This window comes from Thiobacter sp. AK1, assembly GCF_039822265.1.
In the GTDB taxonomy this organism is placed as follows: domain Bacteria; phylum Pseudomonadota; class Gammaproteobacteria; order Burkholderiales; family Thiobacteraceae; genus Thiobacter; species Thiobacter aerophilum.
In genome coordinates this window covers 1-12,736 of record NZ_JBAJEX010000008.1, presented here as the reverse complement: position 1 = coordinate 12,736, position 12,736 = coordinate 1, and the positions used below count along the sequence as shown (strand labels likewise).

The window sequence follows — 12,736 nt, the reverse complement described above, 5'->3', positions numbered from 1 at the left end:
TCAGCCCCTTACCAGGCACAGAAGTCGCCACATTTACTCTCGGCGACATGGTTGAGCAGATGTTCCACGGAAGCGTGCATCACTTCCGTCACCGGTGCGGGATAGACACCCATGCCCAGCACCGCCACCGCGAGCAGTCCCAGCACCAAGAATTCGCGCGCACTCAGGTCCTTTAGGGCCGCCACCTGGCGATGGACGATGGGACCGAACACCACCCGCTTGATCATCCACAGCGTGTAGGCGGCGCCAAAGACCAGGGTGCTCGCTGCCAGGAAGGCATACCAAAAATCGACCTGCACCGCCCCCAGGATCACCAGGAATTCGCCCACGAAACCGCTGGTGCCGGGCAGACCGGAATTGGCCATGGCGAACAGGACGAAGAAGGCGGCAAACACCGGCATGACGTTCACCACCCCGCCGTAATCGGCGATGTTGCGCGAATGCAGGCGGTCATAGAGCACGCCTACGCACAAAAACAGCGCCCCGGATACGAAGCCGTGGGAAATCATCTGCACCAGGGCGCCCTCCACTCCCAGCGGGTTGAACAGGAAAAAGCCCAGGGTGACAAACCCCATGTGGGCGATGGATGAATAGGCGATCAGCTTCTTCATGTCCCCTTGCACTAGGGCCACCAGGCCAATGTACACCACCGCGATCAAGGAGAGGGCGATGATGAATCCGGCCAAGGCATGGCTCGCATCCGGCGTGATTGGCAGAGAAAAGCGCAGAAAGCCATAGGCCCCAAGTTTCAGCATGATGGCCGCCAGCACCACCGAACCCCCAGTGGGCGCCTCCACGTGAGCATCCGGCAACCAGGTGTGGACTGGCCACATCGGCACCTTGACGGCGAAGGCGGTGAAGAAAGCCAGGAAGATCAACACCTGTTCGCGATAGCCCAGCGGCAGACGATGCAGGTCTAGGATGTCGAAGCTGCCAGCCTTCTGGTACAGGTAGATGAAGGCCACCAGCATCAGTAGCGAACCAAGCAAGGTGTAGAGGAAGAACTTCACCGCCGCATAGACGCGACGCGGCCCGCCCCAGATACCGATCACCAGAAACATGGGGATCAGCATCGCCTCCCAGAACACGTAGAACAGCACCGCGTCGAGCGCCGCGAATACGCCGATCATCAGCCCGGACATGATGAGGAAAGCGGCTAGATACTGGGCGATGCGCGTCTCGATCACCTTCCAGCCCGCCAGCACCACCAGCACCGTGGTAAAGGCGGTGAGCAAAATGAACAGCAGAGAAATGCCGTCCACCCCCAAGTGATAATGAACCCGGAAGGTTTCGATCCAGGGCGCCCGCTCGACGAACTGCATGGTGGCGGTTCCCGTGTCGAAGCGGGTGTAGAGCGGCACGGTCACGGCGAAACCGGCGACAGCCCCAATCAAGGCGAGCCAGCGCGCCAAGAGGGCGTTACGGTCCGGGCCGGTGGCGAGCACCAGCAAGCCGAACACGATCGGCACCCAAATGGCTAGACTCAACAATGGCATTCCCGACATGGCATCACCCGCAAGCGGTGAGGCGGCGCCTGCTAGCCCGCCTTGACGCCTCCCCGCTCACGCCTCTCCTTTTTTTCAGACTTTCACCAACCAGGTGATGAGTACGAACACTCCGATCAGCATGGCGAAGGCATAGTGATAGATGTAACCGGATTGGAAATGCCGGACCACCTCGGCCAGGCGGCCCACCAAACGCGCCGTACCATTGACCAGCCAGCCGTCGATCACGGTCACATCGCCTCCCTTCCACAGCCAGGTGCCAAGTCTGCGGGCACCTCCGGCAAAGAACCAGTCGTTGAACTGATCGAAGCCATATTTGTTTTCCAGAATGCGGTAGAAGAGCCGCAACCGTTCGGCAAGGCGGTCCGGCAAATCGGTGCGCACTTGGTAGAGGAACCAGGCGCTGACCACGCCCGCCAACGCCAGCCAGAACGGCAGCGTGGAGAAGGCGTGGAGCGCCATCGCCGCCGCTCCGTGGAACTGGGAGGCAAGCTCGCTTGGCGCGGAATGCTGGGGCGCCACATAAATCGCCTCGCCGAAGGCCCTGCCATCCAGGACAGCGTCGATCGTGAAATAACCGATGGTCAACGAGGGAAGAGCCAGCAGCACCAAGGGCAGCCAAACCACCCAGGGTGACTCATGCGGCTCGCCGCCTTCATGTGCACTGTGCTCGCCCACATCACCATGGTCCAGTCGTTCCCGGAACCGTTCCGGGCCATGGAAAACGAGGAAGTACATGCGAAAGGTATAGAAGGCGGTGACGAACACGCCCGTCACCACCGCGAAATAGGCAAAGCCCGCGCCCGGGACGTTGGCCGCGTGGACTGCCTCGATGATGGAATCCTTGGAATAAAAGCCGGAGAAAAAGGGCGTGCCTATCAATGCGAGCGATCCGATCAGCGCGGTGATCCAAGTGATGGGCATGTACTTCTTTAGCCCGCCCATATGGCGCATGTCCTGATCGTGATGCATGCCGATGATCACCGAGCCAGCAGCCAGGAATAGCAACGCCTTGAAGAAGGCATGCGTCATCAGATGGAACACCGCCACCGAATAGGCGGACGCCCCAAGCGCCACCGTCATGTAACCCAATTGCGACAAGGTCGAATAGGCCACCACCCGCTTGATGTCGGTCTGCACGATGCCCAGCAGGCCCATGAACAGGGCCGTGATGGCGCCGATCACCAGCACCACCGACAGCGCAGTATCAGAGAGCTCGAACAAGGGCGACATGCGCGCCACCATGAAGATGCCAGCTGTCACCATGGTCGCGGCGTGGATCAGGGCGGAAATGGGCGTCGGGCCTTCCATGGAATCCGGTAGCCAGACGTGCAGGGGAAATTGCGCCGACTTACCCATGGCACCGATGAACAGCAAAATGCACACGACAGTGATCAAAGACCACTCGCGGCCCGGAATGAGCTCGATGCTGCGGCTGGCCAACTCCCCCGCCTGGGCGAACACCGCCGCGTAGTCCAACGTTCCCGCATAGGCCAGCACCAGGCCAATTCCCAGCAAAAAACCGAAATCCCCCACGCGGTTGACCAGAAACGCCTTCAGGTTGGCGTAGATGGCGCTGGGCCGCGTGTACCAGAAGCCGATCAGCAGGTAAGACACCAAGCCCACCGCTTCCCAGCCGAAGAAGAGCTGCAGGAAATTGTTGGCCATCACCAGCATCAGCATGGCGAAGGTGAACAGGGAAATGTAGGCAAAGAAGCGCTGGTAGCCTGGATCGTCGCTCATGTAGCCGATGGTGTAGATGTGCACCATGAGGGAGACGAAGGTCACCACCAGCATCATCATGGCGGACAGCTTGTCGATCAGGAAGCCGATCTCGAAGGCGACCCCGCCGCTGGTGAGCCAGGTATAGACCGTACCGTTGAAAGTATGTCCCGCCTGCACGTCGCGGAACACCAGCCAGGAGGCCCAGCAGGAGATGGCTACACCGAGGATGGCGATGCGGTGGGTCCACACCCGTCCGATGTACCAACCGAGAAGGCCAGCGATCAGCGCGCCCGCCAGCGGCGCCATGGGCACGATCAGATAGAGGGTCTGCATGTCGAGCGCAGCCATCACCCTACCCCTTCAGCTCGTCAAGGTCATCGACGTTGATGGTGCGCAAGTTGCGGAACAACACCACCAGGATGGCGAGGCCGATGGCCGACTCGGCCGCTGCTACCGTGAGCACGAAAAACACGAATACCTGCCCGGCCACATCGCCCAGATAGTGGGAGAAGGCCACGAAATTCAAATTCACCGCCAACAGCATGAGCTCGATGGCCATCAAAAGGACGATCATGTTCTTGCGGTTGAGAAAGATGCCCAGCACGCTGATGGCGAACAAGATGGCGCCGAGCACTAGGTAATGGGACAAGGTGAGCATGATGGTCAGTTCTCCCTACCGGCATCCGCCTCATCCGGCTTTTCTGGCGGCATACTGATGAGGCGCACCCGCTGCGAACGCTTGACCCGGATCTGGCGGGCGGGATCCTGGTATTTGGTGGTCTTGCGGCGGCGCATGGTGAGGGCGATGGCCGCCACGATAGCCACCAGCAGGATGACGGCGGCGATCTCGAAGGGATAGACGTAGTCGGTATAGAGCACGCGCCCCAGTTCGCGCGTATTGCTGTAATCCACGCCATGGGGCATGGGCGTGGGGTAGCGGTCGGCGCCGAAATGACGGCCGCCCAGCACCACGACCATTTCCAGCACCAGCAGCACCGCCACCGTGGCCGCCAGGGGTAGATAGTCCCAGAAACCTTCGCGCAGGCGCGCAAGGTTGATGTCCAACATCATCACCACGAACAGGAACAAAACCATCACCGCTCCCACGTAGACCAGCACCAGGGTGATGGCGAGAAACTCTGCATCGAGCAGCAGCCAGATGCCGGCCGCTGTGAAGAAAGCCAGCACCAGGAACAGGGCCGCATGCACGGGGTTGCGCACGGTGATCACCCGTAGCGCAGCGAACAGCAGGATGGCCGCCAGAAAATAAAAAACAAAAGTTTCGAAGTTCATCTCACTTTGTTGAACCGTTTTCAACGCAAAGGCGCAGAGATCGTCAGGCAAGGCATTTTGGATTGTCCTCTTTGCCCTCTGTGTGCTTCGCCCTGCCCGCCATTAGCGGTATTTCGCATCCGCCGCCCGGTCTGCCGCAATCATGGCTTCGTACTTGTCGCCGATCGCCAGCAGCATGGGCTTGGTTAAATAGAGGTCTCCCCTCTGTTCGCCGTGGTATTCGAAGATCCGGGTCTCGACAATGGAATCGACTGGACAGGATTCCTCGCAGAAGCCGCAGAAAATGCACTTGGTCAGGTCGATGTCGTAGCGTGTGGTGCGGCGGGTGCCGTCTTCCCGCTCCTCGGATTCGATGGTGATGGCCAACGCCGGGCATACCGCCTCACAGAGCTTGCAGGCGATGCAACGCTCCTCTCCGTTTGGATAGCGACGTAGCGCATGCAGACCGCGGAAGCGTGGACTCAAGGGGGTCTTCTCATCCGGATACTGCACGGTGATCTTGCGTGCGAACAGATGGCGCCCCGTGAGCATCATGCCCCGCAGCAGTTCCAGCAACAGGAAGCTTTTGAAGAAATCCTTGATGCGCTCGATCATCGCTTCCCTCAATGGAAAAGGTGACCGTAGGGCGTTTGCATCGCTACCCCCATGACCACGATCCACACCAGCGTCACGGGGATGAACACCTTCCAGCCCAGGCGCATGATCTGGTCGTAGCGGTAGCGCGGGAAGGTGGCCCGAAACCACAGAAACAACAGCAACACGAACATGACCTTGAACACCAGCCAGTGGAAGCCGTCCGGGATCCAGCGCACCGGCGACAGCCAGCCCCCGAGGAACATGATGCTGGTCAGCGTAGAGACCAGGATCATGTTGGCATATTCCGCCAGGAAAAACACGGCAAAGGCCATGCCCGAGTATTCCACATGGAAGCCCGCGACGATCTCGGACTCCCCTTCTGCCACGTCGAAGGGCGCGCGGTTGGTCTCCGCCACGCCAGCGATGAGATAGACCAGGAACAGCGGTGCGAGCGGCAGCCAATACCAGTGCAAGAAGCCGCCCGCCTGCGCATTGACGATGTCTACCAGATTCAGGCTGCCCGCGGCCATCAACACGCCCACCAGGGCAAAGCCCATGGCGATCTCGTAGGACACGATTTGCGCGGCGGAGCGCATGGCACCCAAGAAGGCATATTTGGAGTTGGAGGCCCAACCTGCCAAGATCACCCCGTACACCCCCATGGAAGTGATGGCCATGACGTAGAGCAGACCCGCGTCGATGTTGGCCAGCACCAGCTCGGGTGAGAAGGGAATCACCGCCCAGGCTGCCAGCGCAGGCCCAATGGCCAGCACCGGCGCGAGCAGAAAGAGAAACTTGTCCGCCCCCGCCGGTATAACGATTTCCTTGAACAAGAGCTTCAAGGCATCGGCGATGGGCTGCAGCCAGCCCTTGGGCCCAACCCGGTTGGGCCCGAGACGGATCTGCATGTAGCCGATAATCTTGCGCTCGGCGTAAGTGAGATAGGCCACGCACAGCAACAGCGGCAGCACGATGGCAACGATGCCAAGCAGGGTCTTCACCAGCAGGAAAATCTGCGGGCCCCAGGTGGGGCCAAGCCAGCTCTGGAACGACGCGGCGAAATCCATCACGCCCGCTCCACGGTGATGGGATCGAACATGCCAGCCAGCCCCAGTGTCAGGGGATGCGCCGCGGCGACGTGCACGCAACCTTCAGGCACGGCCGGATCGGCCGCGGCTGGGAGCGTGGCCTGGCCGGTTCCCTGGCGTAGTACCAGCATGTCTCCCGGTTTTAGACCGAGGCAGGCAAACAGCCGCGGATGCAGGCGTGCCAGAGGCGGACGCGCATCGCGCGTGGCCTGGAGGGCGGGCGCGCGCCGGGTGAGCGCATCGAGCTGGTAGATCGGCACCTCGCCGATCCGGGCGAGGTCCATCGCCTGGGGCGCGGGGTCATCCAGCACCGGCGTGGAGAAAGCATTGTCGAGGGGAAGCGGCAGGGCAGCGTTCGCACCCAGCACCTCCTGTCGCACCGCTTCCGCACTGTCCTGATCGAAGCCCGGAAGATTCAGCAGATTGCCCAGCACGCGCAGCACCTTCCAGGCAGGACGCGCCTCGCCCGGCGGTTTCACCGCGGCGGCGAAGCTCTGTACCCGGCCTTCCATATTCACGTAGGTGCCGGCAGTCTCGGCGAAGGCTGCCACCGGCAGGATCACGTGCGCGTATTCCAGCGCCTGGTCGCGGAAGGAGGACAAGGCCACCACCAGATCCGCCTGCGCCAGCGCGGCGCGCGCGGTCTGGGGATCGTAGCTGTCGAGCTCCGGCTCCGCATGGAGCAACAAATAGACACGACGCGGCTCCTTGAGCATGGCGGCGGCATGACGTCCCCCCGCGTGCGGCAGCGCGCCCGCGAGGTAGGCACCGACGCTGTTGGCCGCCTCGGCCATCACGCCCCAACGCGCCCCCGTGATGCGAGCGAGTTCCGCCGCGAGGCTGGCCAGTTCCGCGGCGCGCGGATGATGCTGGGCTAGGTTGCCGAGCAGAATGCATGGCATTTCTGCTTGACACAGACTATCAGCCAGCGCCTGGGCCTGGGCGTCGACGCATAGCCCGGCCAGCTTGTCGGCAAACCCCGCGGCCAGCGCCACGCCCTTGCGCGCAGCCGCCGCCTTCACCACCTGGGCCAGCGTCTGCACCAGCGCCGGCGGTGGGACGATCAGCTTGTGGGCCACCGGGCAGAGCATGTCCACATCGAGGGGATTGATCACATGCAGACGGCCACGATGCTTGACCGCCTGACGCACGCGGTGGGCAAGCAGCGGCTGTTCCTTACGGATGTTGCTGCCCACGAGCAGGATGGCCTGCGCCCCCTGCACTGCCTCAATGGGCTGTCCCAGCCAAGGCGCGCCCAGCCGGTAGTCGTCGGCGCGAAAGTCGCTGTGGCGCAGGCGGTGATCCACGTTGTCGCAACCCAAGCCGCGCACGAGTTTCTGCAGCAGGTGGAGTTCCTCCAGTGTGGCATTGGGTGCGGCCAAGGCGCCCATGGCATCCGGCCCGTGCTGGCCGACGATCTCGCGCAGGCCGTTGGCCACGTATTCCAGCGCTGCCTGCCAGTCCACTTCGATCCATGCGCCATGATGTTTGACTAGAGGCCGCAACAGGCGCGTCTCACTGTTGAGCGCCTGGTAGGAAAAGCGGTCGCGATCGGCGAGCCAGCATTCATTCACTGCCTCGTTTTCCCGGGGCAATACCCGCATCACGCGATCCTTCTTCACTTGGATCAGCAGATTGGCGCCCAATCCGTCATGGGGACTGACGCCAGCCCGCCGGGAAAGCTCCCAGGGACGCGCGGTGTAGCGGAAGGGTTTGGAGGTGAGCGCCCCCACTGGACACAGATCGATCATGTTGCCGGAGAGCTCGGAATCGACCGTCTCGGCGACAAACGGCATGATCTCGGAATGCTCGCCGCGAAAGGCCTGGCCCAGCTCCATCTGCCCAGCGATTTCCTGACCGAAGCGCACGCAGCGCGTGCAGTGGATGCAGCGCGTCATGTCGGTGGCGATCAGCGGGCCGAGATTCTTGTTCACCACCACCCGCTTTTCCTCCCGGTAGCGGGAGGTGCCGGCGCCAAAACCCACGGCGAGATCTTGCAGCTGGCATTCGCCACCCTGGTCGCAGATGGGACAATCGAGCGGGTGGTTGATGAGCAAAAATTCCATCACGCCCTTCTGCGCCCTGATCGCCTTGTCGGAACGCGTCGAGACCTTCATGCCGTCGGTGACGGGCGTAGCACAAGCCGGCAGGGGCTTGGGCGCCTTCTCCACGTCCACCAGACACATGCGGCAATTGGCGGCCACCGAAAGCTTGCGGTGATAGCAGAAGCGTGGCACGTAGATGCCCAGGCGGTCGGCGGCATCCATCACCGTGGATCCTTCCGGAACCTCGATTTTCTTGCCGTCGATTTCGATGGTTAGCATGGGCCGTGGCTCTCAGTGGCATCCATCGAGGCATTTGCCGTGCTCGATGTGGTATTCGAATTCATGGCCGAAGTGCTTGAGGAAGCTTTGCACCGGCATTGCCGCCGCATCACCCAGGCCGCAGATGGTGCGCCCACCAATGTTGCCTGCGACGCTTTGCAAAAGTTCCAGATCCTCGGGGCGGCCCTGGCCATGCTCGATACGATGGATGATGCGATACAGCCAGCCGGTCCCCTCGCGGCAGGGCGTGCATTGGCCGCAGGATTCCTCGAAGTAGAAATAGGACAACCGTTCCAGGGCGCGCACCATGCACACGCTGTCATCGATGAGGATCACCGACCCCGCGCCCAGCATGGAGCCGGCCTTGGCGATGGAATCGTAATCCATGGTGCACGCCATCATCACTTCTGCCGGCAGCACCGGCGTGGACGAACCGCCCGGGATCACGGCCTTCAGCCGATAGCCCTCCCGCATGCCCCCGGCCATCTCCAGTAGCTCGGCAAAAGGCGTGCCGAGGGCAATCTCGTAATTGCCCGGCCGCCTCACCTTGCCCGAAACGGAGAAGATCTTGGTACCACCATTGTTGGGCTTGCCTAGTTCCAGGAATTTCTGCCCGCCGTTGCGCACGATGTAGGGAATGCAGGCGAAGGTCTCGGTGTTGTTGATCACCGTGGGGCGGCCGTAGAGACCGAAGCTCGCTGGAAACGGCGGCTTGAAACGGGGTTGGCCCTTCTTGCCTTCGATGGATTCCAACAGCGCCGTCTCCTCGCCGCAGATATAGGCACCGTAGCCATGGTGGGCGTAGAGCTCGAAGTCGAAACCCGAGCCAAGGATGTTTCTGCCCAGATAGCCAGCAGTCCGGGCCTCCTCCAACGCCTGCTCGAATGCCTCGTAAAGCTCGAAGATTTCGCCATGGATGTAGTTGTAACCAGTCTGTGCTCCCAGCGTATAGCCGGCAATGATCATCCCTTCGATCACGCTGTGGGGGTTGTAGCGCAGGATGTCCCGGTCCTTGAAGGTGCCGGGCTCGCCCTCGTCGCTATTGCACACGATGTATTTCGGACCCGGCAGGTGGCGTGGGATGAAGCTCCATTTGAGACCAGTGGGAAAACCCGCGCCACCGCGTCCGCGTAGGGCGGAGGTCTTGATCTCGGCGATGATGGCCTCCGGCGCGATCTTTTCGGTGAGGATGCGGCGCAGAGCCTGGTAGCCACCCACGCTCTCGTAGGTGGCAAGGGACGCCGGATTCGGCAAGTCCCGCGTGGTGAAGATGACTTTCTCGGCCATGCCCTATTCCAGTTCCGAAAGCAGCTTGTCCACCGCCTCGGGCGTGAGATGGCTGCACATGCGGTGATTGTTGACCAGCATGAGCGGCGCGCCGTCGCAGGAACCCATGCATTCGCCCTGCAGCAGGGTGAACCGGCCGTCCTCGGTGGTCTCGCCCCAGCCTATGCCCAATTTCTTCTGGAGGTAGGCGCCGATGTCATGGCGTTGGGTGAGTTGACACGGCAGATTGGTGCACACCGTCAGCTTGTGCCGCCCTACGGGACGGGTGTTGTACATGTTGTAGAAAGTGGCCACCTCGTAAGCGGCGATGGGCGGCATGTTTAGATACTCAGCGACGAAGCGGATGGTGTCCTCGGACAACCAGCCCTTTTCCTCTTGCGCGATGCGCAACGCGGACATGATCGCCGACTGCTTCTGATCCGGCGGATACTTGGCGATTTCCCGGTCGATGCGGGCGAGAGCTTCGGCAGACAGCATCAGCGGTCGATCTCCCCGAACACGATATCCTGCGTGCCGATGATGGCCACCACGTCGGCGATCATGTGACCGCGCGCCATCTCATCCATCGCCGCCAGATGGGCGAAGCCGGGGGCGCGAATCTTGAGACGGTAAGGTTTGTTGGCCCCGTCGGAGATGAGATAGATACCGAACTCGCCCTTGGGGTGTTCCACCGCCGCATAGCACTCTCCCTTGGGCACATGGAAGCCCTCGGTAAACAGCTTGAAGTGGTGGATGAGCTCTTCCATGTTGGACTTCATGTCCAGACGCGAAGGCGGCGCGACCTTGTGATCATCCGTGATCACCGGCCCGGGATTCTTGCGCAGCCACTCCACGCATTGCTTGATGATACGGTTGCTCTGGCGCATTTCCTCCATGCGTACCAGGTAGCGATCGTAACAATCGCCATTGACCCCCACCGGAATGTCGAACTCCAAGCGGTCATAGACCTCGTAGGGCTGTTTTTTGCGCAGATCCCACGCCACCCCCGAGCCACGCAGCATGGGGCCGGTAAAGCCGAGGGCGATCGCCCGTTCTGGCGAGACCACCCCGATGTTCACCAAGCGCTGCTTCCAAATGCGGTTGTCCGTGAGCAGCGTTTCGTATTCGTCCACCAACGTCGGAAAACGGTTGGTGAAGTCCTCGATGAAGTCCAGCAGGGAGCCCTGGCGGTTTTCGTTGAGACGCGCCACCTCGCGCTCGCTGCGGAAGCGGGAGGGCTGATACTGGGGCATGCTGTCCGGCAGATCACGATAGACGCCACCCGGGCGGTAATAGGCGGCATGCATGCGCGCTCCCGATACGGCCTCGTAGCAATCGAGCAAGTCTTCCCGTTCACGGAAGGCGTATAGGAACACCGTCATGGCGCCCACGTCCAAGGCATGCGCCCCCAGCCAGAGCAGGTGGTTGAGAATGCGCGTGATCTCGTCGAACATGACGCGGATGTACTGGGCGCGAATAGGCACTTCCACGCCCAGTAGCTTTTCGATCGCCAGCACATAGGCGTGCTCGTTGCACATCATGGACACGTAGTCGAGCCGGTCCATGTAAGGCACGGACTGCAGATAGGTCTTGTGTTCTGCGAGCTTCTCGGTGGCGCGATGCAAGAGGCCGATGTGGGGGTCGGCACGCTCTACCACTTCGCCGTCCAGCTCCAGCACCAGGCGCAACACGCCGTGAGCAGCAGGATGCTGTGGGCCGAAGTTCAAGGTGTAGTTGCGGATTTCAGCCATGGAAGGTGTCCTCGCGGATCACGCGCGGCGTGATCTCGCGCGCCTCGATGCTCACCGGCTGATAGATCACACGCTGCTGGTCGGGGTCGTAGCGCATCTCCACGTAGCCGGTAAGGGGGAAATCCTTGCGAAAAGGGTGGCCGATGAAGCCATAATCGGTAAGGATGCGGCGCAGATCTGGATGGCCTTCGAAGACGATGCCGAACAAGTCGAAGGCCTCGCGCTCGTACCAGTTGGCGGACGGCCAGATGTCCACCACCGAATCCAGGACAGGGAATTCGTCGTCCGGGCAGAACACGCGCACGCGCAGGCGCTGGTTCTTGCCCAGCGCAAGCAGATGGTAGACGGCAGCAAAGCGCGGTCCCTGCCAAGCTCCTTCTCCATAGGTGGAATAATCCACCCCACACAGATCGATGAGTTGCTCGAAGCGTAGATCGTAGTCGTCGCGCAGCAGCCGCATCACCTCCAGCATGCCCTCGCGAGGAATGACCAGCGTGAGTTCCCCCACCTGCTCGGTCAGACTATAGTGCCGGCCTTCCAGCAACTTTTCGAGCCGCGCCGAAATGGCGGCCAGTTTGGCGTTCATGAAGGGTTCCGCTCCAGCTAGCGCGCGATGGTCTGAGTGCGCTTGATCTTGTTCTGCAGTTGAACCAGGCCGTAGAGCAAGGCCTCGGCGGTCGGCGGGCAACCCGGCACATAGACGTCCACCGGCACGATCCGGTCACAGCCGCGCACCACGGAATAGGAATAGTGATAATAGCCGCCGCCATTGGCACAGGAACCCATCGACAACACCCAGCGCGGCTCCGCCATCTGGTCATAGACCTTGCGCAGAGCCGGCGCCATCTTGTTGCACAGGGTGCCGGCCACGATCATCAGATCAGACTGGCGCGGACTGGGCCGAAAAACGATGCCGAAGCGATCCAGGTCGTAGCGCGAGGCGCCGGCGTGCATCATCTCCACCGCACAGCAGGCCAAGCCGAAAGTCATGGGCCACAGCGAGCCGGTGCGGGTCCAGTTGATCACCGTGTCCAGCGTAGTGGTCACGAAGCCCTTTTGCAGGACGCCTTCGATGCTCATGCGCCACGCGCCTCCGTATGACGCGCCCCCTGGATAGACCGCTTAAGGCCAGCGCCCAGCGATGCTCGCCTTGTTCGCATCCCCGCTACGCGGGGCCCCTGCTCAGTGGCTCGCATCGCCGCCTCCTC

12 protein-coding genes are annotated in these 12,736 nt (G+C 61.7%); all 12 read right to left on the bottom strand.

Annotated features, from left to right (window positions below):
- Positions 1–8: 8 nt before the first annotated feature.
- The 12 genes from V6E02_RS09885 to V6E02_RS09830 all read right to left on the bottom strand — a co-directional run bounded on the left by V6E02_RS09885 (position 9) and on the right by V6E02_RS09830 (position 12,608).
- A complete protein-coding gene (locus tag V6E02_RS09885; protein WP_347308632.1) occupies positions 9–1,505 on the bottom strand; it encodes an NADH-quinone oxidoreductase subunit M in 1,497 nt (498 codons plus the stop codon).
- Between the two features lie 75 nt (positions 1,506–1,580).
- Positions 1,581–3,578 carry an NADH-quinone oxidoreductase subunit L gene (gene nuoL, locus V6E02_RS09880; protein ID WP_347308631.1) on the bottom strand — a complete coding sequence of 666 codons (1,998 nt, stop codon included), beginning with the start codon at positions 3,576–3,578 and terminating at the stop codon, positions 1,581–1,583.
- A 4-nt stretch (positions 3,579–3,582) separates the two neighbouring features.
- Complete coding sequence (gene nuoK / locus V6E02_RS09875; protein WP_347308630.1) at positions 3,583–3,888, bottom strand: NADH-quinone oxidoreductase subunit NuoK; 306 nt, start codon at positions 3,886–3,888, stop codon at positions 3,583–3,585.
- Between the two features lie 5 nt (positions 3,889–3,893).
- Entirely contained in the window at positions 3,894–4,523 is a 630-nt protein-coding gene (locus V6E02_RS09870; RefSeq protein WP_347308629.1) for an NADH-quinone oxidoreductase subunit J, read from the bottom strand.
- 102 nt (positions 4,524–4,625) lie between these two features.
- Positions 4,626–5,114 (bottom strand): NADH-quinone oxidoreductase subunit NuoI, encoded by a 489-nt coding sequence (gene nuoI, locus V6E02_RS09865; protein WP_347308720.1) that lies wholly within the window; start codon positions 5,112–5,114, stop codon positions 4,626–4,628.
- 11 nt (positions 5,115–5,125) lie between these two features.
- A complete protein-coding gene (gene nuoH, locus V6E02_RS09860; RefSeq protein ID WP_347308628.1) occupies positions 5,126–6,166 on the bottom strand; it encodes an NADH-quinone oxidoreductase subunit NuoH in 1,041 nt (346 codons plus the stop codon).
- Positions 6,166–8,511, bottom strand: a complete 2,346-nt coding sequence (gene nuoG / locus V6E02_RS09855; RefSeq protein WP_347308627.1) for an NADH-quinone oxidoreductase subunit NuoG — start codon at positions 8,509–8,511, stop codon at positions 6,166–6,168. Before nuoG ends, nuoH begins: the two co-directional genes overlap by 1 nt.
- Before the next feature lie 12 nt (positions 8,512–8,523).
- The gene (gene nuoF, locus V6E02_RS09850; RefSeq protein WP_347308626.1) at positions 8,524–9,798 is read right to left on the bottom strand and encodes an NADH-quinone oxidoreductase subunit NuoF; all 1,275 of its coding nucleotides are present in this window, start codon (positions 9,796–9,798) and stop codon (positions 8,524–8,526) included.
- 3 nt (positions 9,799–9,801) lie between these two features.
- The gene (nuoE, locus tag V6E02_RS09845; RefSeq protein ID WP_347308625.1) at positions 9,802–10,275 is read right to left on the bottom strand and encodes an NADH-quinone oxidoreductase subunit NuoE; all 474 of its coding nucleotides are present in this window, start codon (positions 10,273–10,275) and stop codon (positions 9,802–9,804) included.
- Entirely contained in the window at positions 10,275–11,528 is a 1,254-nt protein-coding gene (locus tag V6E02_RS09840) for an NADH-quinone oxidoreductase subunit D (RefSeq protein WP_347308624.1), read from the bottom strand. Before V6E02_RS09840 ends, nuoE begins: the two co-directional genes overlap by 1 nt.
- A complete protein-coding gene (locus V6E02_RS09835) occupies positions 11,521–12,114 on the bottom strand; it encodes an NADH-quinone oxidoreductase subunit C (RefSeq protein WP_347308623.1) in 594 nt (197 codons plus the stop codon). The genes V6E02_RS09840 and V6E02_RS09835 overlap by 8 nt, the downstream gene beginning before the upstream one ends.
- Positions 12,115–12,131: 17 nt before the next feature.
- The gene (locus tag V6E02_RS09830; protein ID WP_347308622.1) at positions 12,132–12,608 is read right to left on the bottom strand and encodes a NuoB/complex I 20 kDa subunit family protein; all 477 of its coding nucleotides are present in this window, start codon (positions 12,606–12,608) and stop codon (positions 12,132–12,134) included.
- Positions 12,609–12,736 lie beyond the last annotated feature (128 nt).

Coding starts and splice junctions, on each gene's coding strand:
- V6E02_RS09885 (WP_347308632.1), bottom strand. CDS start 1,505: ATGTCGGGAATGCCATTGTTGAGTCTAGCCATTTGGGTGCCGATCGTG.
- nuoL (WP_347308631.1), bottom strand. CDS start 3,578: ATGGCTGCGCTCGACATGCAGACCCTCTATCTGATCGTGCCCATGGCG.
- nuoK (WP_347308630.1), bottom strand. CDS start 3,888: ATGCTCACCTTGTCCCATTACCTAGTGCTCGGCGCCATCTTGTTCGCC.
- V6E02_RS09870 (WP_347308629.1), bottom strand. CDS start 4,523: ATGAACTTCGAAACTTTTGTTTTTTATTTTCTGGCGGCCATCCTGCTG.
- nuoH (WP_347308628.1), bottom strand. CDS start 6,166: ATGGATTTCGCCGCGTCGTTCCAGAGCTGGCTTGGCCCCACCTGGGGC.
- nuoG (WP_347308627.1), bottom strand. CDS start 8,511: ATGCTAACCATCGAAATCGACGGCAAGAAAATCGAGGTTCCGGAAGGA.
- nuoF (WP_347308626.1), bottom strand. CDS start 9,798: ATGGCCGAGAAAGTCATCTTCACCACGCGGGACTTGCCGAATCCGGCG.
- nuoE (WP_347308625.1), bottom strand. CDS start 10,275: ATGCTGTCTGCCGAAGCTCTCGCCCGCATCGACCGGGAAATCGCCAAG.
- V6E02_RS09840 (WP_347308624.1), bottom strand. CDS start 11,528: ATGGCTGAAATCCGCAACTACACCTTGAACTTCGGCCCACAGCATCCT.
- V6E02_RS09835 (WP_347308623.1), bottom strand. CDS start 12,114: ATGAACGCCAAACTGGCCGCCATTTCGGCGCGGCTCGAAAAGTTGCTG.
- V6E02_RS09830 (WP_347308622.1), bottom strand. CDS start 12,608: ATGAGCATCGAAGGCGTCCTGCAAAAGGGCTTCGTGACCACTACGCTG.